The organism is Ruminococcus sp. AF31-8BH, assembly GCF_003460605.1.
In the GTDB taxonomy this organism is placed as follows: Bacteria; Bacillota; Clostridia; order Lachnospirales; family Lachnospiraceae; genus Blautia_A; species Blautia_A acetigignens.
The window spans coordinates 57,481-78,408 of sequence record NZ_QTVN01000008.1; the positions used below are offsets into that span (position 1 = coordinate 57,481).

The following is a 20,928-nucleotide window of genomic DNA, read 5'->3' on the forward strand; positions in this document are numbered from 1 at the left end:
ACAAAAAATATGTGATAATGTTCGTATTACCATAAAAAATAACCATAGAACAAAACCAAATGGAAAAAGCCTTAAGGGGGAGGCTGTTCTTAGTGAAGAAGCTTCTGCAGATGTGGAAAAGACACTGGATACTCTGGATCTTACAGATGCTTCCTGGAATCTGCTCATTCACAGCTATGGACCTGGAGAGGATGAAAATGATCCAAGTGTAAGCAAGATCACAGACGTTGATTTTGGCGAGCAGAAGCTTGGTAAGTGGAAAGATATTGCAGCTACAGAAGACCAGCTGAATGAGCTGGGCGTAACCGATATGCTTTATGTTTCCGGTGTTGGTGAGTATACGACAACCTTTACTTTACCAGAGGATTGGAGCGATACAACCGGAGCATACCTGGATGTAACTTATGGAAAGGATCAGATCGGTGAGATCACAATTAATGGAACTGCTCTGGATGCAAATAATGCAAGTGACAGAGTGGATCTTGGCGGATATCTTGTTTCTGGAGAAAACACACTGACCATTAAGCTTTCCACAACATTATATGCAAGAATGTACGCAGCAAACAGCGGTTATGAAGGACGCGATTTTGGTATGGTACCGGATTTATGCAGCCAGAGGATCCAGAGGCATTCTATGATGGTTTATTAAGCGTTACTTTGACACCTTATACACAGGTTACGATTCAGTAAAAAATAATAAAAATTGCACGGAAAAGAAGCAATAAATAAAAGAAGCTTCCGGGATCAGGCATGAATCTCGGAGGCTTCTTTTATTTGTGGAAGAATATTTCTCATATTGTGGAAAAATCCTTTCCAAATAATGTTGTGAATGGTATAACAAGAGTGGGAAAATTAAGAAAAAACGAAATGTTGGACTAAAATATAATTATATGGCTGATAAGAGGTAATCTACAATGGTAAAGGTTGACTTAATTACAGGTTTTCTTGGCTCAGGGAAAACTACATTTATAAAGAAATATGCATCCTGGCTGATGAAGCAGGGGCAGAATATTGGGATTCTGGAAAATGATTTCGGGGCAGTGAATGTGGATATGATGCTGCTTCATGATCTGGAAGGCGAGAATTGCGAGCTGGAAATGGTTTCCGGCGGATGTGACAAGGACTGCCACAGAAGAAGGTTTAAGACCAAGCTGATCGCAATGGGAATGTGCGGTTATGACCGGGTGCTGATCGAGCCGTCTGGAATTTTTGATGTGGATGAATTTTTTGATGCGCTTTATGAAGAACCGTTGGACAAATGGTATCAGATTGGAAATGTAATCACCATTCTTGACGCAAGGCTGGAGAAGAAGCTACAGCCACAGGCGGAATATCTGCTGGCATCTGAGGCAGCGGATGCCGGATGCATTGTTCTGAGTAAAAGCCAGGAGGCGTCCGCAGAGGAAATTACGGGAACGGTGGAGCATTTGAACCGGGCACTGGAGAGCGTGAAGTGCAAGCGGCGTTTTACAGAACAGGACGTGCTATGTAAAGATTGGGAGCAGTTTACGGATGAGGATTTCCAGAGGATTTTTCACAGTGGGTATGTGATGGAGGACTTTGAGAAGCAGTGCTTTGATGAGAAAGAGGGATTCCAGTCACTGTATTTTATGGAACTGAAAATTTCGGAGGAGAAGCTGGAAAAGGCGGCCCATGAGATCCTGGAAGATTCGAAGTGCGGGGATGTTTTTCGAATTAAGGGATTCGTGAAGCTGGCTGAGCAGGTGGATACTAGCTGTGATGAGGAGGCAAAGACGCCAGCTGGCGTTCCTGACCATGGAGCCCAGTGGCTGGAGCTCAACGCCACCCGCAAGGAATTTTCCCTGAGGCCAATTTCTGTAGGCCAGGAAGTGGTGATTGTGATCGGGGAGAATATGAACGAAGAACGGATACGGGGGTATCTGGAAAGGGAATAATTAGAGATTTGCGGCAGCGCAGAAGTGTTTGCTCTGCGGCAATCTTCCCCAAAATGTTATATCGGTTAATAAATTTGCTTTCCGTATTTCTTTATATCTTCCAGTAAATATTCGTTTCTTATGCTATCAAAATCGACAATAATTCTTCCAATACTGCGCGGTATATTTTGTCTGACTTCAGTTGCCGTAGCCATAGAAAAATTTGGGTAGAATCCTTGCAGAATAATGATATCACCTTAAAAATGTTCTAATAATACATATTCTCGACCTTAAAAATGTTTTGCTACAACATAAACTCAGCCTTAAAAGTGTTGACTCAAGCATGAGATGGTAATAAAATGAAAAGAGCAGGATATAATATTCATATGGATATTTAACACAATCAATGGGGAGGGAAATAGATGAAACGCTTTGCATTGGAAAAATTAAAAGAGTGGAAAACCAAACCAAACAGAAAACCTTTGATTATCCGGGGTGCCAGGCAAGTGGGAAAAACATGGCTGATGAAAGAGTTTGGAAGAACCTGTTTTGAGAATGTTGCTTATGTAAATTTTGATAGTAATACAAGAATGCAGCAAGTGTTTGAAGGGGAAATCAGCATAGAGAGAATTGTGCTGGCAATCAGTGCGGAAACAGGAATCTCTATTGATGCCCAAAATACACTGCTGATATTTGATGAAGTGCAGGAAGTTCCAAAGGCATTATCTTCCTTAAAATATTTTTGTGAGAATGCACCTGAATATGCAATCGTGGCAGCTGGTTCCCTTCTTGGTGTAGCACTGCACAAAGGAACGTCTTTCCCGGTTGGTAAAGTGGATTTTATGGATTTACATCCGTTAACATTTCAGGAATTTCTATGTGCTCTGGGAGAAGAACGTTTTGTAGAAATTCTGCAGGGACCAGATACCGATATGGTGACTATGTTCAAGTCCAAGTATATAGATCGGTTACGGGAGTACTATTATGTAGGAGGTATGCCGGAAGTAGTACAGACATATGCGGAAACCAAAGATTTTAACCGTGTCAGAGAGATACAGAAGAACCTTTTGAACTATTATCAGCAGGATTTTTCGAAACATGCTGAAATTTCTTTAGTTCCAAGGCTAAATCTGGTGTGGAATTCAATTCCTATGCAGCTTGCAAAGGAAAATAAAAAGTACATTTATGGACAGGTGCGGAAAGGTGCCAGAGCGAAAGACTTTGAGTTGGCAATACAATGGCTCTTGGATTGCGGACTTATTCATAAGGTACAGAGGGCAGGGAAAGCTGCACTTCCGCTGAAGGCATATCTGGATTTGGATGTTTTTAAAATGTATCTCCTGGATGTGGGGCTGTTGATGGCCATGACAGACATAAACGCGCAGGTAATTATTGATGGAAATCGTATCTTTACAGAATTTAAAGGTGCATTAACAGAACAGTATGTTTTACAACAACTGGTCGCACTGGATTGTATAGAGCCATACTATTATTCTGCAGCAAATTCCAGTGGAGAAATTGACTTTCTCTTACAGGGAAGAACCTCTATTGTTCCATTGGAAGTAAAGGCAGAAGAAAATTTACGGGCAAAAAGTCTTAAAGCTTTTTGTGAAAAATATAAGCCGAAATACGCAGTAAGAACATCAATGTCGGATTATCGGAGACAGGAATGGATGACCAACATTCCTTTGTACAATATTGATAGAATTAGAGAATATTTGGAAAAATAATTCATGAAGGCAAGGTGAAAAGCGAGCTGGGATTTCGAAATCCTGGCTCGTTTTTTTGTGGTGAAAATAGAAAAAACTTTGGTAAAAATTCCCACAAATATATAAAGAAAAAAAAGAAACGAGCTGGCCGCTTGAGCAATAGCTGTACGGTTGTAAAACTCGTTTCTTTTTTTATATTATCAATATTTAATAAAATGTCAAGATGTTTTGAATGTTAAATTACCTTCCGTCCCTGCACATACTTTCCGACCAGATTCCGGTCATCGGACAGGTAGACCAGTCGCTCCAGTCGATCGCGGGTGGAGATTTCCTGGGGGTGGCGGATGTTGTGGTCGTCCAGGATCATAGCGTCGAATTCGTAGCCTTTCTCGAAGCTTCCTACTTTTCCGAAGAAGGAACCGCCGCCGATGGTGGCCATGTAAAAGGCCTCTTCCAGAGTGACAGGAGCCAGGTTCTGGTCCATTAATCTCCAGCGGAGCTTGGATACCTGGATGGTGTCGGCGATGGCGCGGAACATGGAGAGGGAGAAACCTCCAGCAACGTCAGTGCCAAGGCCTACGTGAAGGCCCATGTCCAGATAACGGCGGATTGGCGCGATGCCGGACGCAATGTCGGTATTGGATTCCGGACAGTGAGCAATGTAAACACCCTGATCCTTGATCATCTGAATTTCCTCGTCTGTGGAGTGGACGCAGTGCGCCATAATTGTGGGGCAGGAATTGCTGTTTGCGGACGCTGCTGTGTAATCAAGTTCGCTTTCTGCATTTTTCGTTCCGAACAGTCCAAACATGTCATAAGCGTCCCCATAAAATCGGCTGGTTGGGCAAAGCTCCTTCACCCATGCGATTTCCCCGAAATTCTCAGACAGGTGTGACTGCACAGGAACGTGATATTCTTTCTGAATTTTACCAAGTTCCGTCATCAGTTCGTCCGTACAGGATGGGGTAAAACGTGGAGTAAGAATGGGGTAAGTGTGGTCGTAACGTCTCTTAATATCTTCCAGCCACTGACGGGTATCCGCCGCAGATGCCTGCGCACTTTCCTCCTGAAGCTCCGGTGAGCCGTTGCGGTCCATATTTACTTTTCCAACCATAGTTGCCAGACCGCTTTCCTCCAGCATATCCATAAGAAGTTCGGTAGCCGGACGGTGCAGGGTGGCGAAAATGCAGGCTCTTGTGGTAAAGCTGTGCTTCAGATCATCTACAAAAATAGAGTAGGCTTTTTTCGCATAAGAAAGATCCGCATAACGTGCTTCCTGTGGGAAGGTAATGGTATTCAGCCAGTCCAGAAGTTCCAGATCCATTCCGGTTCCCCGGTAAGCGTACTGGGGAGCATGAAGATGCAAGTCTGTAAATCCCGGGATAATCAGGCGGTTGCCCAGATCTTCCACTGGAACATCCTTATATTCTTCTGGAAGCTGGGAAAAAACACCTGCGCAGATGCCGTTTTCACAGACCACATAGGAGTCCTCCATGAAAACCATTTCGCGCTGATTCTTGCTGTAACAGATCATACCTTTTAAAGCAAACAATTCTTTTTTCATATCAAACCATCCTTTCCGCGACAGAAGTGCCAAGCATAATGGGAAGAAGTTTTTGGCTGTGCAGTTTCAGTCAAAGCCAGACCAATAAAAAACCACCCGCAATATGTTACACCTGCACACCTCCTCGCATGCAGCTTATAGACAACTATTAGGGTAGTTGGTAGAAACGTCCAACCGGATTATGGACATATATAAGCGTTCGCTGTTTTGTTTTTATAACTTTATTGTACACAGAATTGCATGCCAAATCAAGAAAAATTTCACAAATGTTCGCCATATTTTCATACCATTGTCACAGAATTTGGTATATAATGAAGTAAAATTACGGAGGTGATTTTACGCTACGCAAACGGAGCGAAGCGGAGTTCGCGGTTCCCGTCACGGAAGCGATTTTACGCTACGCAAAAAAAGGAGATTGACATCATATGAGCTACAGCTTTAAAGGCCGTGTTAGATACAGTGAAATAGGAGAGAACGGATGCCTGACCCTGCCGGGGATTCAGGATTATTATCAGGATTGCTGCACATTCCAGTCTGAAAGCATTGGACAGGGAATGGAGGTTCTTGAGAATCGCCAGAGAGCCTGGGTACTTTCTTCCTGGCAGATCATAGTGGAACGCTATCCCAAGATGGGTGAATCCATCATTGCCACCACAGCCCCATATGGTTTCAAGGGCTTCCTGGGAATGCGTAACTTTACCCTGGAAACAGAAGATGGGGAGCGTTTATCCTGGGCGAACAGCATCTGGACAAATATTGACACCCAGACCGGGCTGCCGGCACGCCTTACAGATGAAGATACCAGAGGCTATGTGCTGGATGAGAAACTGGACATGGATTATGCTCCGCGCAAAATTGCATTGCCGGAGAACATGACTGCGGAAGAACCCTTTGCTATTCAGAAGCACCATCTGGACACCCATCATCATGTAAACAACTGCCAGTATATCCGCATGGCAGCAGATTATCTGCCGGAGGGCTTTGTGATCCGTCAGATGAGAGCGGAGTACAAGAAACAGGCACTGCTGGGAGATATTTTTTACCCGTCAGTGAAGCAGGAAACCGGGAAAGTTACCGTCGCCCTTTCCACAGAAGGCGGCGAACCCTACGCTGTGGTAGAATTTACAGAAGCCTGATTTCTATATATTGCCAATTGTATTGCCAGGCAGAGAAAAATTTTGCAGCCAGGCTGAAACATAATAGGAACAGACCGCTGGCTATTTTACAGCCAATAATGAAACAGTACCGGAAATATACAAAATACAAGTGGAAATACGTCTGTACAAGTGATATAGTATAGATAATAGTATACGTGCAAAGGAGGACACAACTATGCTGGAGAAATTAAAAGAAGAAGTTTACAAAGCAAATATGGATCTGCCGAAATATGGTCTGGTTACTTTTACCTGGGGAAATGTAAGCGGAATCGATCGTGAAAAGGGTCTTTTTGTAATAAAACCAAGTGGCGTAGATTATGATAAGCTGACACCAGAGGATATGGTAGTGGTGGATTTAGAGGGAAATAAAGTAGAAGGAAAATATAATCCATCTTCTGATACACCTACTCATGTAGTGCTTTACAATGCATTCCCGAAAATCGGCGGAATCGTACATACCCATTCTTCCTGGGCTACAAGCTGGGCACAGGCAGGACGCGCAATTCCTTGCTATGGAACTACCCATGCAGATTACATTTACGGAGAAGTTCCATGTGTCCGTAATCTGGATAAAAGCGAGATTGCAGAAGCATATGAGAGAAATACAGGTATCCTGATCGCAGATTATTTCAAGAAGAGAGACTATGAAGCTGTTCCCGCAGTTCTCTGCAAGAACCACGGACCTTTCACATGGGGAAAAGATGCTCATGAAGCTGTTCACAACGCAGTTGTACTGGAAGAGGTTGCCAAGATGGCTTCCCGCTGCGAGCTGATAAATCCAGATGTGAAACCGGCACCGCAGGAGCTTCAGGATAAGCATTATTACAGAAAACATGGCGAGAATGCTTATTACGGACAGGGAACCTTGGAAATCTAACATAGTTTGCAAATACGCTTCAACAAAACATCAACAGCCTTCCGACATCTTTCCGGAAGGCTGTTTCTCATAGAAAAATCATTCTTTTTCCAAAATACATTCTACAGGTTCTTCTTCGTAATCCTGAAAAACCTTCATCAGCAGCATAGAATTGCAGTATGCCAGAAAAGAAAATCCCAGCAAAATCATAAATACCTTTGCAAAATCAGAAAATCCAAAGCAGAAGAATAGATATACCGCCAAAATTCCCGCAAGCCCCAATGTAAATTTAGGATGGGTTATGGCAACGAAAAATGCGTTTTTCATGGACTGCGTCAGGGTGTTATCAAATCTTGCCATCAAAGGATAGCAGTACATAAAAGTCAGTGCAAGAACCACCAGAAGTGCAGTCATTACAAACATAAGTGCATTTCCCAGTACGGTATTCTGTTCGCCCCAGAAATGTGCATTAAAAAGAAACACAAGTGCCAGAACCAGCTGAATCAGAAACGCCGCAGCAGACTGGCGGAAATTTTCTTTGAATGCTTTGAAGTAGGTGGAGAAAATGTATCCGCCTTCTTTGCGTGCTTCTTTCAAGGTTACCGTATAAAGTGCCGTCAGAGCCGGGCCTATGGTAAAAATCGGCAGACATGTAATCAGAAAGATCACGTTCAGTCCGATAAATGCCGCCAGAGAATTCATAAACTGAAAAAATGGACTGTCGGGATTGAATTTCATAATGTTTTACCTCCAGAGTATTCAGATGTAAATAGCTCAACTGTTCAGCAATGTTACTTAATGACATTGTTTCATTTAGAGTTCTTACTCCCTCATATTATATAGAAAGAATTTTACGGTCTACAGTAAAAATCATATCTTGGGTACAGCAATAGTGATTTCTCATTTGTCTATGAATTAATTCTAAAATTTCCATAAACCATGTCAAATTTTCACCGTATTTTCCAATAAAAATTAGTGCTACCATGACAACAGCTAAAAGAGAGCTGTGAACGCAGAAGCAGCAGCTGGCTGCAACTTGCGGTAAACAGATCTTTAAAAAGAAGGAGGGAAAAAACAGATGGCGAAAGCTACATCCGCGGCAAAAACCGCAACACCAAAAGGTTCTAAGAAAAACAAGAAACTGACTCTTATGATCATACCTTTTGTAATTTTAGTATTTCTGTTTTCTTATTTCCCATTGCATGGCTGGATTTATGCATTCTACGATTACAAACCGCCGCTTCCACTTAGCAAATGCGAGTTTGTAGGACTGCAGTGGTTTAAGATGCTATTTGGAAATAAGACACAGGTTGCTCAGATGATCCAGGTTATGAAGAACACCTTTGCAATGAGCTTGCTGGGAATTGCAACTTCTATGCTCCCGCTGTTCTTCGCAATTTTATTAAATGAGATCAAGTGCAAATGGTTCAAAACAATGGTACAGACCCTGACAACCCTGCCGAACTTCATCAGCTGGGTTATGGTATATTCCGTTGCGTTCTGTCTGTTTTCCAACACTGGTATGGTAAACACCTTACTGCAGAACCTTGGCTGGATTTCCGAACCAATTAAATTCCTGGACAGTGATTCCCACACATGGCTGACAATGCTTCTGTGGAATACATGGAAAGGCCTTGGCTGGGGCGCGATCATGTATCTGGCATCTATCACAGGAATTGACCAGGAACAGTACGAAGCTGCAAGAGTGGATGGAGCAAACCGCTTCCAGCTCATGCTTCACATTACATTCCCGGCGCTGCTTCCAACCTACTTCGTAATGCTGATGCTTTCCGTAGCAAACTTCCTGAACAATGGTATGGACCAGTATTTCGTATTCCAGAACTCTTTCAACAAGGCTCATATCCAGGTGCTTGACCTGTACGTATATAACATCGGTATGACCGGATCAAGCCTTTCCCTTGCAACTGCGATCAGTATGCTGAAGAGTGTGGTAAGTGTGGTACTGCTGTTCGTTGTAAACTTTGTTTCCAAGAAGACCCGTGGAGAATCCATTATCTAAAAGGAAGGAGAAAGAGATGAAAGAAAAAGTTGTATTTAAAGAAAAGAAAAAACCTCTGTCTGCTTCCGATAAGGTTTTTAACGTATTTAACTATCTGCTGTTTGGCCTTTTGACACTGATCTGCCTGTATCCGTTTTATTATCTGATCATTAACACCATCAGTGCCAACGATTTAAGTGCCAACGGTCTGATTACCCTGATTCCAAAAGGAATCCATTTTGAAAATTACAAGCAGGTACTTCAGCTTTCCGGTCTTTCTACTGCGGCGCTGATCTCCGTGGCAAGAACCGTGCTGGGAACCGGACTTACCGTACTGGCAAGTGCGTTCCTTGGGTTCATGTTTACGCAGGAAAAAATGTGGGGAAGAAGCTTCTGGTATCGTGTAATTGTAATCACCATGTATTTTAACGCAGGTCTGATTCCAATGTTTATCACCATGAAAACCCTGCATTTGAACAACACCTTCTGGGTTTACATTCTTCCGGCAATTGTGCAGCCGTACAACATTATTCTGGTTAAAACCTATGTGGAATCCATTCCAAAGGCTTTACAGGAGGCTGCTGAGATTGACGGAGCCGGAACCTTTAAGATTTTCTACAAGATCATTCTTCCGGCTTGTACCCCGATCCTTGCAACCGTTGCTATTTTCGCGGCAGTTGCACAGTGGAACTCTTTCCAGGATACCCTGATCTACATTACCGATCAGAAGCTTTACTCTCTGCAGTATCTTCTGTACACCTACATCAACCAGGCAAGTTCCCTTGCAACAATGGTTAAGAACAGTACCGGCGGTGCACTGAATATGGCGGCCATTGCCACTCAGCAGACCCCGACCTCAATCCGTATGACCGTATCCGTAATCGTTGTACTTCCGATCCTGTTTATTTACCCATTATTCCAGAGATTCTTTGTCAAAGGTATTATGATCGGTTCTGTAAAAGGTTGATAAAAAATAAGTGACAAACTTATACATAGCAAGTAAAATGAAAACATCAATGGAGGATGGAAAACATGAAAAGAAAAGCAATCAGCGCATGCTTAGTGCAGCACTTATTGCCGGAACTCTGGCAGGCTGCGGTTCTGACAACAGTGATTCCACAGAAAGCACTGCCGTAGAAAGCACAGCAGGCGACAGCACAGAAAGTGCGGACAGCAGTGATGGCGAGACCGAAGGAAACTCCAAATACAAGGACTTTATTACAGTTGATGTATTTGACAGCATGGCAAACTATCAGGGAATCCAGTCTGGCTGGTTTGCAAAAATCGTAAAAGACAAATTCAATATGGAACTGAATATTATTGCACAGAACGTAGCCGGCGGCGGTGATACTCTTTTCCAGACACGTTCTGCGGCAGGAGACCTTGGTGACCTGATTATTACAGGATGCGGAAATGGACGTCTTCAGAACCTGGTAACAGCTGGTCTGGTTATTGATATGACAGATTACCTGAAGGATGCTGAGAACGTTCACAGATATGACAGCGCAATTGAAACAACGAGTCAGCTTGTAGAAGAAGATGGAATCTGGGCAATTCCTTCTGAATCTTCCAGTAACTCCCCGACAACCTCTTCAGAAGGTCTTGAGCCAAACTATGGCGCTTATCTCAGATGGGATGCATACAAGGCAGCCGGATATCCGGAACTGAACACATTGGAGGATCTTCTTCCGGCACTTCAGAAAATGCAGGAAGCAGTACCTACAAGCGACAGCGGAAAACAGACTTATGCCATTTCCCTGTTCAAGGACTGGGATGGAAACCTGATGTCAAATGCAAAGCCGGAAGCAAGCCTTTATGGATATGATGAGATCGGTTTCGTGCTTGCAAAAGCAGACGGTTCTGATTATCAGAGCTTTATTGACAGTGATTCTGCATATGTAAGGTCTCTGAAATTCCTGTTTGAGGCAAATCAGATGGGACTTGTAGATCCGGAATCTACAACTCAGAATTATGGCACTCTGTTTGCAAAATATCAGGACGGACAGATCTTGTTTTCCCCATATCCATGGCTCGGTCAGTCTGCGTACAATACAGATGCCAATAAAGCTGAGGGAAAAGGCTTCATGCTTGCTCCAATCGCAGATGAATGTATTTTCTCTTATGGATGTCAGGTCAACGGAAACGGTGGAAATGCTGGAATTATGATTGGAAGTAAAGCAGAGGATCCGCAGAGACTGGCAGATTTTATTGACTGGCTGTATTCTCCGGAGGGAATCATGGAATCCTGTGCACAGACAGCAAGTACTTGTGGGCCAGAAGGCCTTACCTGGGAAATGAAAGATGGTGAGCCGGTTATTACAGATTTTGGTAAACAGGCTCTTTATGGTGAGACTGTAAATGTTCCGGACGAATGGGGCGGTGGTACATGGAAAGATGGTGTTTCCGCATTGAATTACAAAGCAGTAAACCAGCTTGATGTGAATCCGGAAACTGGAATCTGTTATGATTATACAACCTGGAGTTCTGTTCTTGAAAATCAGGACAATACTCTCTACGCTGACTGGAAAACTCAGACGGGAGCAGAGACAACAATGGATTACCTTACAAGCCATGACCAGATTTTGGTGGCACCTGGAAGCGGATATGCAGTACCTGAGGAAGACTCTCAGATTAGTACGCTTCGCGGTCAGTGTAAGGCTTCTATCGTAGATTATTCCTGGAAGATGGTATTTGCGTCCAATGAAGATGAGTTTAATTCTCTTCTTGCAGAAATGCAGGATACTTTGGAAGGCCTGGATTATCAGACTGTACTGGATTATGACATGGAGTGCGCAAAGGCTCAGAACGATGCCCGCGTAGCTACTGTAAAACAGTATGAGGAAGAGCACGGAACTGATGCAGCTGCTGAAGAGACTGCAGACGGAAGTGCAGATGACAGTGCGGAAGCTGATACATCTGCAGGGATCGATACAGCAGCAGATAGTGCAGATACAGCTGAGGCTGAGGTTACTGAGGCTCCGGAAGAATAAAGATAATTGGAGCAGATTTGCAGTGCAAGGCAGTAGTTGAAATCAGAATGAAATAAATGCCGGATTTATAAACGAGGGCAGGGGGATCCGTAAAGGGGTTCTCCTGCTTTTGTTTATAATGGAGATTATTTAAATTTGGAAAACTAGAATTATGTAAACTAAATGCGGCATATTTGAAAAGGAGAAAAAATGTTTCAGGACAGCAGAATCAATAAAGTTTTATATGGCGGAGATTACAACCCGGAGCAGTGGCCGGAGGAAATCTGGGAAGAGGATATGCGGCTTTTTAAGCTGGCGGGAATTGATGAGGTAACCTTGAATGTATTTTCCTGGGCAGCTTTGCAGCCAAGTGAGGATACTTATAATTTTGAAAAACTGGATAAGATCATGGATCTGGTGGAGGCAAATGGGCTGAAGGTTTTCCTTGCCACCTCTACAGCGGCTCATCCGGCGTGGATGGCGAAACGCCACCCAGATATTTTGCGCACCGAGTTTAGCGGCATGAAGCGAAAATTTGGAAGCCGCCACAATTCCTGCCAGAACAGTCCAACCTATCAGAAGTATTCTGTTCTTCTGGCGAAAAAGCTGGCAGAGCGGTATGGAGAACGGGAGTGCGTGATTGGCTGGCACATCTGCAATGAGTATGGCGGAGAGTGCTACTGTGAAAACTGCGAAAAGCAGTTCCGGGTCTGGCTGAAGGAAAAATACGGCACCATTGAGGAAGTAAATAAAGCTTGGGATACCAGCTTTTGGGGACATACCTTCTATGACTGGGACGAAATTGTGCTGCCAAATATGCTGAGTGAACATTTTGAGCCAGACCGCACTACTTTTCAGGGGATTTCCCTGGACTACCGCCGTTTCAATTCAGAAGGGATGCTGAAATGTTACCAGGCAGAGGCTGCGGCAATCCGTTCTGTGGTTCCGGATGCCAAAATTACAACTAATCTCATGGGATTTTATAAGCCGCTGGATTATCAGATGTGGGCAAAATCCATGGATTTTATCTCATGGGACAATTATCCGGCAAATGAAGATCCTTACTCCAGAATTGCCATGAATCATGACCTGATGCGGGGAATCAAAGGGGGACAGCCTTTTGTGCTGATGGAACAGACGCCAAGTGTGACCAACTGGCTGGCGTATAATGCACTGAAGCGTCCTGGAGTTATGCGTCTGTGGAGCTATCAGGCAATGGCGCATGGGGCAGATGCGGTGCTGTTTTTCCAGATGAGACGTTCCATTGGTGCATGTGAAAAGTATCATGGTGCAGTGATTGACCATGTTGGGACAGAGAATACCAGAGTTTTCCGTGAAATTTCCCAGCTTGGAAAGGAACTGCAGCAGCTTGGGGATAAGACTCTGGGTGCCAGAAGCCGGGCAAAGGCAGCGATTCTGGTTGACTGGGACAACTGGTGGGCAATTGAGTACTCTGCCGGCCCGAGCCGTGATCTGAAATATCTGGACGAGGTTTTTCTATATTACAGGGCGCTGGAGGAACAGAATTATGCAGTGGACATTATTGGCGTGGAGGACGATCTGGAGCAGTATGAAGTAGTGACCGCACCTCTTCTTTATATGACAAAGGGAAATACGGATGAGAAGATCCGCCAGTTTGTGAAGAAGGGCGGCACGTTTATTACTTCTTATTTCAGCGGCATTGTGGATGAGCATGACCTGGTTATTACAGGGGGCTATCCGGGAAAGTTGCGTGATATTCTGGGAATCTGGGTGGAGGAGTCCGATGCCCTTCCCCGGGATAAGAGAAATCACTTTATGTATGGCGGTGTTTCCTGTGAGGCGTCTTTGCTGTGTGATCTGATGCATTTGGAGGGGGCCAGAGAGCTGGCTTCTTATGAAGAAGATTTTTACGCGGGCACGCCTGTGATTACGGAAAACAGCTTTGGGGCTGGAAAGGCGTATTATGTGGGAACCCGGTCTTCACAGGAATTTTACCGGATGTTTATGCGGGAGCGTATGGAAGAAAAAGGGATTTCTCCGGTTCTGGAGGCTCCGGAGGGAGTTGAGGCAACGGAGAGGTTTAAAGATGGAAAAGGCGTGATGTTTGTGCTGAACCATAATGATGAGGAGACTGTATTTGTGCTGAATGAGGCGCGGAAAGATCTGCTTACTGGGGAGCAGTATGAAGGCGGAACGGTGGTGACGCTGGAGGCAAAAGGGGTTATGTTGTTGGAAAATTGACGGTGGATTGCTGGACGTGCGTTTGCAATGTATATTCACCGCAGGTCGTCGCAACATTCCGCAGAGTGTCAATTTTCCCTTGATTTTTAATGAATTGGTATTAAGATAGGGTTAGAATTATGTTTGAAAAATCATTCAATATATAGGAGGCTGTACCAATGATTCATGAAAAAATAGAAATCCAGTTAAAGGACTCAGAATTTAAGGCAAATTTGTTCACTTATTTCCTGGATAATTCACCGGAGATTGATTTGGGGAGAAAGAGGCCGGTTGTTTTGATTTGTCCGGGAGGCGGATATGAGATGACTTCAGATCGTGAGGCGGAGGCGCTGGCTGTTAAGTTTATGGCTATGGGCTATCATGCGGCAATTCTGCGCTACAGCGTAGCTCCGGCACGGTTCCCGGAAGCACTTCTGCAGCTTGCCACAGCAGTTGCAATGCTTCGTGAAAATGCAGAAAAGTGGCATATTGATACAGGCAAGATCGTAGTTCAGGGATCTTCCGCAGGAGGACACTTGGCAGCAAGTCTTGGAGTGTTCTGGAACAAGCCATTTGTAGCGGAGGCTCTGGGAATGGATGCCGGGAAATTCCGTCCTAATGGACTGATGCTTAGCTATCCGGTTATCACTTCCGGGGAAAAGGCTCATCAGGGATCTTTTGAAAAAGTTCTTGGCGAGGACTATGTAGATGAAGAGAAGCGCAGATTTTTATCGCTGGAATATAGTGTCAGCAAGGATACACCGCCGACTTTCCTGTGGCATACCGCTCCGGATGACACCGTTCCGGTAGAGAATTCCCTGCTGTTTTTCCAGGCACTTCATGCACTGGATATTCCGGCAGAGCTGCATATTTATCCAGTAGGCGGTCACGGCCTTGGCCTTGCCACTGCAGAAACCGCCTGCCCCAACGGCTACGGTATCCAGCCCGAATGCGAAAGCTGGATCCAGCTGGCTGGGGATTGGATGAAGCATATGTTTGAAAATAAGTAAGGATAAGAAAAAGGGGAGTGCAGTTTTGGGCACTCCCTGTTCTGAAAAATATGAAATTCATTCAATATCCAGTTCCGGCGGTTCATCCATTGTATCGGAAACATATTTTCCGTTCTTTTTGCGCTGCCGGACACATTCGGTAAGCAGATATTCAATCTGACCGTTTACGGAGCGGAAATCATCCTCAGCCCAGGCTGCAATCTGGTCATACAGCTTGGCAGACAGCCTGAGGGGAATCTGTTTCTTCGGTCTGGTATCAGCCATTAATAAAGACTTCCCGAATTCACAATCGGCTGCGCATCATGATTGCCGCACAGCACTACCAGAAGGTTGGAAACCATGGCAGCCTTCCGCTCCTCGTCAAGCTCCACCACGTTATTCTCATTCAACCGTTCTAACGCCATTTCTACCATACCAACAGCACCGTCTACGATCATCTTTCTGGCATCAATAATAGCAGATGCCTGCTGTCTTTGCAGCATAACTGCAGCAATCTCAGGTGCATAAGCCAGATATGTAATACGTGCCTCGATGATCTCAAGACCTGCTTCTGCAACCTTCTGCTGAATCTCGTCACGAATACGTCCGGCTACGATCTCACTGGAACCGCGAAGGCTTCCTTCGTCCGCAACTCCGTCGCCGGTAGTATCTACATTAGGAGCCACATCATAAGGATAAATTCTTACAATATTACGAAGTGCGCTGTCGCACTGCAGAGAAAGGTATTCCTTGTAGTTGTCAACATTGAAAACTGCTTTTGCTGTGTCAGTTACACGCCACATAACTGCAATTCCAATCTCCACCGGGTTACCCAGACAATCGTTGATTTTCTGACGGTTATTGTTAAGAGTCATAATTTTCAGGGAAATCTTCTTGTTTACGTAAGAGCTGCTTGCAGAAGCAGTGGTTCCTGCTGCTGCGAGAGTCAGAACTGACTTGGCAGTGTTTCCTCCGTCTACATCTCCACTTTGATTCAGCTTGGTCTTCGCTGCCGGGTTCACTGCTGTACAGAACGGATTTACCCAGTAGAAACCATCGTTCTTCAGAGTTCCCACATACTTACCAAACAAAGTAAGTACCAGAGCTTCCTGTGGCTTCAGCACTTTTAATCCGCAAAAGGGAATCCATCCCAGGGATAGCCAAATAATTCCAATGACCACCAATGGAATCCAGTAAAACATGGCACCGATTGTAGTAAAGGCAGCAGCTGCTACGTAAAGCAGAATAAACAATACCATCATACCCATACCATTTTTCTTGTTATCCAAAACTTTTTCCTGCATAATAAGCCTCCTGACCGGGATAACGATTATAACAGATATCCCTGAATGTATGTGACAGCTATGATACGGAATAGCTGTCTTATATTGCCTTTGGATATTGATATGATATCATTTAGATATCATAATGTCAACTATAAATGTTTTGGAAGCAGTTATTTGGTTAAATTTGGGAATACAGAGATTTGTGATATCAGGAAAAATATAATAAATTTGAGGATGTACAGAAGAAGATATGTTAATATAAACGCAGGCTCCACCATATACGAGTGGATAGGACTGAAAAAGGGGATGACAGTTTATGAAAGCAGTGATTGCAATTGATTCATTTAAAGGAAGTATGGATTCTATAGAGGCGGGAGAGGCAGCAGAGAAAGGGATTCGGAGAGTGTTTACAGATGCGGAAACGATCGTGTATCCGTTAGCAGATGGCGGCGAGGGAACGGTACAGGCTTTGGCGAAAGGGCTTGGAGGCAGACTGGAAAAAGTAAAGGTGACAGGACCGCTGGGGAAGCCTGTGATTTGTGAGTATGGGATTGTGGAAGAGAAAACTGCAATTATAGAAATGGCAGGAGCAGCTGGGATTACTCTGGTTCAACCGGAGCTTCGCAATCCGCTGAACACTACAACCTACGGTGTTGGTGAAGTGATAAAAGACGCAATAGGAAAAGGCTGCCGTCATTTTATTATCGGAATTGGCGGAAGTGCAACCAACGATGGCGGAGTCGGCATGCTTCAGGCATTAGGTGCAGAATTTCTGGATGAAGGTGGAAAACAGGTACCGTTTGGAGCTCGAGGTGTGGAAAATCTGGCGGCAATCAACTGCGAGCATATGCTGCCAGAACTGAAAGACTGTGATTTTCGAATTGCCTGTGACGTAGATAATCCCTTATGCGGCGAAAACGGCTGCAGCCATATTTTCGGCCCGCAAAAGGGTGCAACCCCGGAAATGGCAGAGCAGATGGATCAGTGGATGGAGAAATATGCGGAAATAACAGCAGAATATTTTCAGAACGCTGGTAATGATGAGTTGGAGCCAGAACGAAAAGAAAATGTAGCTGAGAAAGAACTGCAAGATAATCCTGATTTAATGAAAGTAAAGGTACGCGTTAAAGGTAAAAATTTATCTGTGGACGCAGGCTGGAAGCTCGCTGATATTGGTAAAAATTACAACTCAGATTATCCAGGTTGCGGTGCGGCGGGAGGTCTTGGTTTTGCATTCCGTGCATTTCTTCATGGAAAGCTTGAACCCGGAATCAACATTGTTCTGGAAGAAATCGGAATCGAATCAGCAATAAAAGCTGCTGACATTGTAATTACAGGTGAAGGGCGCCTTGACGGCCAGACTGTAATGGGCAAAGCTCCTATCGGCATTGCCCGACTTGCCAAAAAGTACGGCAAGCCCGTCATCGCCTTCTCTGGCGCAGTCACTGAGGATGCCGCTGCATGCAACCAAGCCGGAATAGACGCCTTTTTTCCCATACTGCGTCAGGTAACCACATTGGAAGCCGCCATGTCCCCTGCCACTGCAATAAGGAACATGACAGCTGCCGTGGAGCAGACCTTTCGTTTGCTGAAAATGTCTTTTATTTATGGAAAAGAATTTAAAATGTATTCCGTTTCCCCTCTTGACTTCTCCCACAAACAAGAGTAATATGAACTACAACGCAATGGCGCGTTAGCAAGATAACGCCGCCATTGCATTTTTTTTACCCTGAAACAAGAAAAAGGGGCGAAAAACCTCATGTTATATGATTAATAAAAGGCTATTAAGAGGAGGAAACAAACATGAAGAAGAACTATTTATGGAGAAAAATGACAAGTGGTCTTATGGCAGCTGCGGTTACAGTAACTGCAATGCAGGGACTTGGACTTACAATGGTACAGGCAGAAGAAAAGAAAACATTAAAAGTAGCTATGGAGTGCAGTTATGCTCCATACAACTGGACTCAGCCAGATGATTCCAACGGAGCAGTTCCCATTTCAGGAAGCTCTGACTACGCATATGGCTATGACGTCATGATGGCAAAACATATCTGCGACGAGCTGGGCTATGACCTGGAAATCGTAAAGCTGGACTGGGATTCTCTGGTACCTGCTGTACAGTCCGGAAAAGTTGACTGTGTTATTGCAGGACAGTCAATTACATCTGAGCGTCAGCAGATGGTAGATTTCACAGAGCCATATTACTACGCCTCCATTATCACACTGGTAAAAAGTGATGGAGATTACGCTGATGCAGCAAGCGTAGCAGACTTAAAAGGCGTAACCTGTACTTCCCAGCAGAACACCATCTGGTATGATTCCTGCCTGCCGCAGATTGAAGATGCAAACATCCTGCCTGCACAGGAAAGTGCACCGGCTATGCTGGTTGCTTTGGAGTCTGGCAAATGCGATGCCGTTGTAACCGATATGCCAACCGGAATGGCTGCATGCGTAGCTTACCCGGATTTCAAACTCCTTGATTTCTCCGGCACAGACGGAGCCTTCGATGTATCTGACGAAGATATCAACATTGGTATTTCCGTACAGAAAGGCAACACCGAACTTCTGGATGCACTGAACAGTGTTCTGGACAAAATGACAGAGGACGATTACACCAAGATGATGGACGAGGCAATTTCCGTACAGCCATTATCCGAATAATGTAGCAAGGAGGAGAAAAAACGATGCTTCCTGAAACCTTCTGGGGACGGATTCAGTATCTGCTCCAGCAATACGGCACCTCTTTTTTGTCAGGCGCCGGAAATACAATGATCATAGCAATTGTAGGCACCTTTTTAGGGTGCCTCATTGGCTTTATAGTTGGAATTATCCAGACAATCCCGGTAGATCAAAGAGATTCAAAGGCCAAGAAAATCCTGGTAGGAATCCTGAAATTTATCATGGCCTGCTACGTGGAATTTTTCCGCGGAACCCCTATGATGGTTCAGGCCATGTTCATTTACTATGGAAGTGCCTACCTGTTTAACATTAACATGTCCATGTGGTTTGCCGCATTTTTCGTAGTGTCCATCAACACCGGAGCCTACATGGCAGAAACTGTCCGCGGCGGAATTCTTTCCGTTGACGAAGGCCAGACCGAGGCTGCTAAGGCCATTGGAATGACCCATGTGCAGACCATGATAAACGTAATCCTTCCACAGGCTCTGCGAAATATTATGCCTCAGATCGGCAACAACCTGATCATTAACATCAAAGATACCTGTGTACTTTCCATCATCGGAATCGTAGAGCTTTTCTACACCACAAAAGGCGTGGCAGGCGCTTACTACACCTACTTTGAGGCATTCACCATTGCTATGGTAATGTACTTCATTCTCACATTTGCCTGCTCCAGACTGCTTCGTCTCCTGGAACATAAAATGGAAGGACCGCAGAACTATGATTTGGCGACAACGGATACACTGACGCACACAAGTGGTCTGTATTCTTATCCGAAAAAGAAGGAGGAGAAATGATCATGAGTGAAAAAATTCTTGAAGTAAAGCATCTGGGAAAAGCCTTTGGAAGTAATCAGGTTCTGCGCGACATCGACTTCTCTGTAAGCGCTGGTGATGTAACCTGTATTATCGGACCCTCCGGTTCCGGTAAATCCACTTTGCTTCGCTGCCTGAATATGTTGGAAACACCCTCCGGCGGTGAGATAAACTATCATGGAACAGACATTACCAGTAAAAATGTAAATGTCCCTGAGTATCGTTCCAAGGTAGGAATGGTTTTCCAGAACTTTAACCTGTTTAACAATATGACTGCCTTGAAAAACTGTACCATCGGTCAGGAAAAGGTCCTGAAAAAAAGTAAAGAAGAGGCTGAGAAAAAAGCACTGTATTATTTGGAAAAGGTTGGAATGGCACCATATATTAATGCTAAGCCGAAACAGCTTTCCGGCGGTCAGAAGCAGCGTGTGGCAATTGCAAGAGCACTTGCTATGGAACCGGAAATCCTGCTCTTTGATGAGCCCACATCTGCACTGGATCCACAGATGGTAGGTGAGGTTCTGGAGGTTATGCGAGACCTGGCACACGAAGGACTTACCATGATCATTGTAACCCATGAAATGGCATTTGCCCGGGACGTTTCCAAAAGAGTGATTTTTATGGCGAACGGGATCATCGTAGAAGACCGCCCACCAAAAGAGCTTTTTGAAAATCCGAAGGATCAGTTGACAAAGGAATTCCTAAGCCGATTTAGAAATGCTTAGATTTACATGTACGGTTATTTTATAGAAAATGCAGCGAATCACAGAAGCAGAGCGCAAGGGAAGAGATGCGCCAGTCGATTTTC

18 protein-coding genes and 1 riboswitch are annotated in these 20,928 nt (G+C 44.5%); of the genes, 14 read left to right on the forward strand and 4 right to left on the reverse strand.

The annotated features are described in order from the left end of the window. Positions 1 to 112 precede the first annotated feature (112 nt). The 3 genes from DWZ38_RS11260 to DWZ38_RS11270 all read left to right on the forward strand — a co-directional run bounded on the left by DWZ38_RS11260 (position 113) and on the right by DWZ38_RS11270 (position 3,625). Positions 113 to 649, forward strand: a complete 537-nt coding sequence (locus DWZ38_RS11260; protein ID WP_117852764.1) for a hypothetical protein — start codon at positions 113 to 115, stop codon at positions 647 to 649. Between the two features lie 265 nt (positions 650 to 914). Beyond that, positions 915 to 1,916 (forward strand): GTP-binding protein, encoded by a 1,002-nt coding sequence (locus tag DWZ38_RS11265; RefSeq protein WP_117852766.1) that lies wholly within the window; start codon positions 915 to 917, stop codon positions 1,914 to 1,916. Positions 1,917 to 2,317: 401 nt separating this feature from the next. Continuing rightward, positions 2,318 to 3,625: an ATP-binding protein gene (locus DWZ38_RS11270; RefSeq protein WP_117852768.1), complete on the forward strand. Its 1,308-nt coding sequence runs from the start codon at positions 2,318 to 2,320 to the stop codon at positions 3,623 to 3,625. 214 nt (positions 3,626 to 3,839) lie between these two features. Here DWZ38_RS11270 and DWZ38_RS11275 read toward each other — a convergent pair whose 3' ends face one another. Next, entirely contained in the window at positions 3,840 to 5,168 is a 1,329-nt protein-coding gene (locus tag DWZ38_RS11275; protein WP_117852770.1) for an amidohydrolase family protein, read from the reverse strand. A gap of 118 nt (positions 5,169 to 5,286) precedes the next feature. After that, positions 5,287 to 5,383, reverse strand: a riboswitch (purine riboswitch). A 210-nt stretch (positions 5,384 to 5,593) separates the two neighbouring features. Here DWZ38_RS11275 and DWZ38_RS11280 point away from each other — a divergent pair. Together DWZ38_RS11280 and DWZ38_RS11285 are read left to right on the forward strand one after the other, a co-directional pair. Beyond that, entirely contained in the window at positions 5,594 to 6,304 is a 711-nt protein-coding gene (locus tag DWZ38_RS11280) for an acyl-ACP thioesterase domain-containing protein (RefSeq protein ID WP_117852772.1), read from the forward strand. Between the two features lie 196 nt (positions 6,305 to 6,500). Continuing rightward, positions 6,501 to 7,202, forward strand: a complete 702-nt coding sequence (locus tag DWZ38_RS11285; protein WP_021926091.1) for an L-ribulose-5-phosphate 4-epimerase — start codon at positions 6,501 to 6,503, stop codon at positions 7,200 to 7,202. Between the two features lie 78 nt (positions 7,203 to 7,280). Here the strand turns inward: DWZ38_RS11285 and DWZ38_RS11290 are convergent, their stop codons facing one another. Continuing rightward, the gene (locus DWZ38_RS11290; RefSeq protein WP_117852774.1) at positions 7,281 to 7,919 is read right to left on the reverse strand and encodes a DUF624 domain-containing protein; all 639 of its coding nucleotides are present in this window, start codon (positions 7,917 to 7,919) and stop codon (positions 7,281 to 7,283) included. 340 nt (positions 7,920 to 8,259) lie between these two features. Between DWZ38_RS11290 and DWZ38_RS11295 the strand changes: the two genes are divergently transcribed. From DWZ38_RS11295 to DWZ38_RS11315, 5 genes are all read left to right on the forward strand, one after another. After that, positions 8,260 to 9,201, forward strand: a complete 942-nt coding sequence (locus DWZ38_RS11295) for an ABC transporter permease subunit (RefSeq protein WP_117852777.1) — start codon at positions 8,260 to 8,262, stop codon at positions 9,199 to 9,201. Between the two features lie 16 nt (positions 9,202 to 9,217). Then, on the forward strand, positions 9,218 to 10,147 hold the full coding sequence (locus tag DWZ38_RS11300; RefSeq protein WP_021926094.1) for a carbohydrate ABC transporter permease: 930 nt from the start codon (positions 9,218 to 9,220) through the stop codon (positions 10,145 to 10,147). 37 nt (positions 10,148 to 10,184) lie between these two features. Beyond that, on the forward strand, positions 10,185 to 12,170 hold the full coding sequence (locus DWZ38_RS11305) for an extracellular solute-binding protein (protein WP_178105318.1): 1,986 nt from the start codon (positions 10,185 to 10,187) through the stop codon (positions 12,168 to 12,170). A gap of 189 nt (positions 12,171 to 12,359) precedes the next feature. Then, positions 12,360 to 14,372 carry a beta-galactosidase gene (locus DWZ38_RS11310; protein WP_117852779.1) on the forward strand — a complete coding sequence of 671 codons (2,013 nt, stop codon included), beginning with the start codon at positions 12,360 to 12,362 and terminating at the stop codon, positions 14,370 to 14,372. Between the two features lie 158 nt (positions 14,373 to 14,530). Then, positions 14,531 to 15,361: an alpha/beta hydrolase gene (locus DWZ38_RS11315; protein ID WP_021926097.1), complete on the forward strand. Its 831-nt coding sequence runs from the start codon at positions 14,531 to 14,533 to the stop codon at positions 15,359 to 15,361. Between the two features lie 57 nt (positions 15,362 to 15,418). Here DWZ38_RS11315 and DWZ38_RS11320 read toward each other — a convergent pair whose 3' ends face one another. Together DWZ38_RS11320 and DWZ38_RS11325 are read right to left on the reverse strand one after the other, a co-directional pair. Beyond that, positions 15,419 to 15,625: a PTS ascorbate transporter subunit IIC gene (locus tag DWZ38_RS11320; protein WP_026649632.1), complete on the reverse strand. Its 207-nt coding sequence runs from the start codon at positions 15,623 to 15,625 to the stop codon at positions 15,419 to 15,421. Continuing rightward, the gene (locus DWZ38_RS11325; protein WP_117852782.1) at positions 15,625 to 16,644 is read right to left on the reverse strand and encodes an SPFH domain-containing protein; all 1,020 of its coding nucleotides are present in this window, start codon (positions 16,642 to 16,644) and stop codon (positions 15,625 to 15,627) included. Before DWZ38_RS11325 ends, DWZ38_RS11320 begins: the two co-directional genes overlap by 1 nt. 298 nt (positions 16,645 to 16,942) lie before the next feature. Between DWZ38_RS11325 and DWZ38_RS11330 the strand changes: the two genes are divergently transcribed. The 4 genes from DWZ38_RS11330 to DWZ38_RS11345 all read left to right on the forward strand — a co-directional run bounded on the left by DWZ38_RS11330 (position 16,943) and on the right by DWZ38_RS11345 (position 20,845). Beyond that, positions 16,943 to 18,295: a glycerate kinase gene (locus DWZ38_RS11330; protein ID WP_117852785.1), complete on the forward strand. Its 1,353-nt coding sequence runs from the start codon at positions 16,943 to 16,945 to the stop codon at positions 18,293 to 18,295. Between the two features lie 134 nt (positions 18,296 to 18,429). Further along, the gene (locus DWZ38_RS11335) at positions 18,430 to 19,287 is read left to right on the forward strand and encodes a transporter substrate-binding domain-containing protein (RefSeq protein WP_117852787.1); all 858 of its coding nucleotides are present in this window, start codon (positions 18,430 to 18,432) and stop codon (positions 19,285 to 19,287) included. 23 nt (positions 19,288 to 19,310) lie between these two features. Further along, a complete protein-coding gene (locus tag DWZ38_RS11340; protein ID WP_117852789.1) occupies positions 19,311 to 20,102 on the forward strand; it encodes an amino acid ABC transporter permease in 792 nt (263 codons plus the stop codon). Then, positions 20,102 to 20,845 carry an amino acid ABC transporter ATP-binding protein gene (locus DWZ38_RS11345; RefSeq protein WP_117853020.1) on the forward strand — a complete coding sequence of 248 codons (744 nt, stop codon included), beginning with the start codon at positions 20,102 to 20,104 and terminating at the stop codon, positions 20,843 to 20,845. The genes DWZ38_RS11340 and DWZ38_RS11345 overlap by 1 nt, the downstream gene beginning before the upstream one ends. Positions 20,846 to 20,928: the final 83 nt, after the last annotated feature.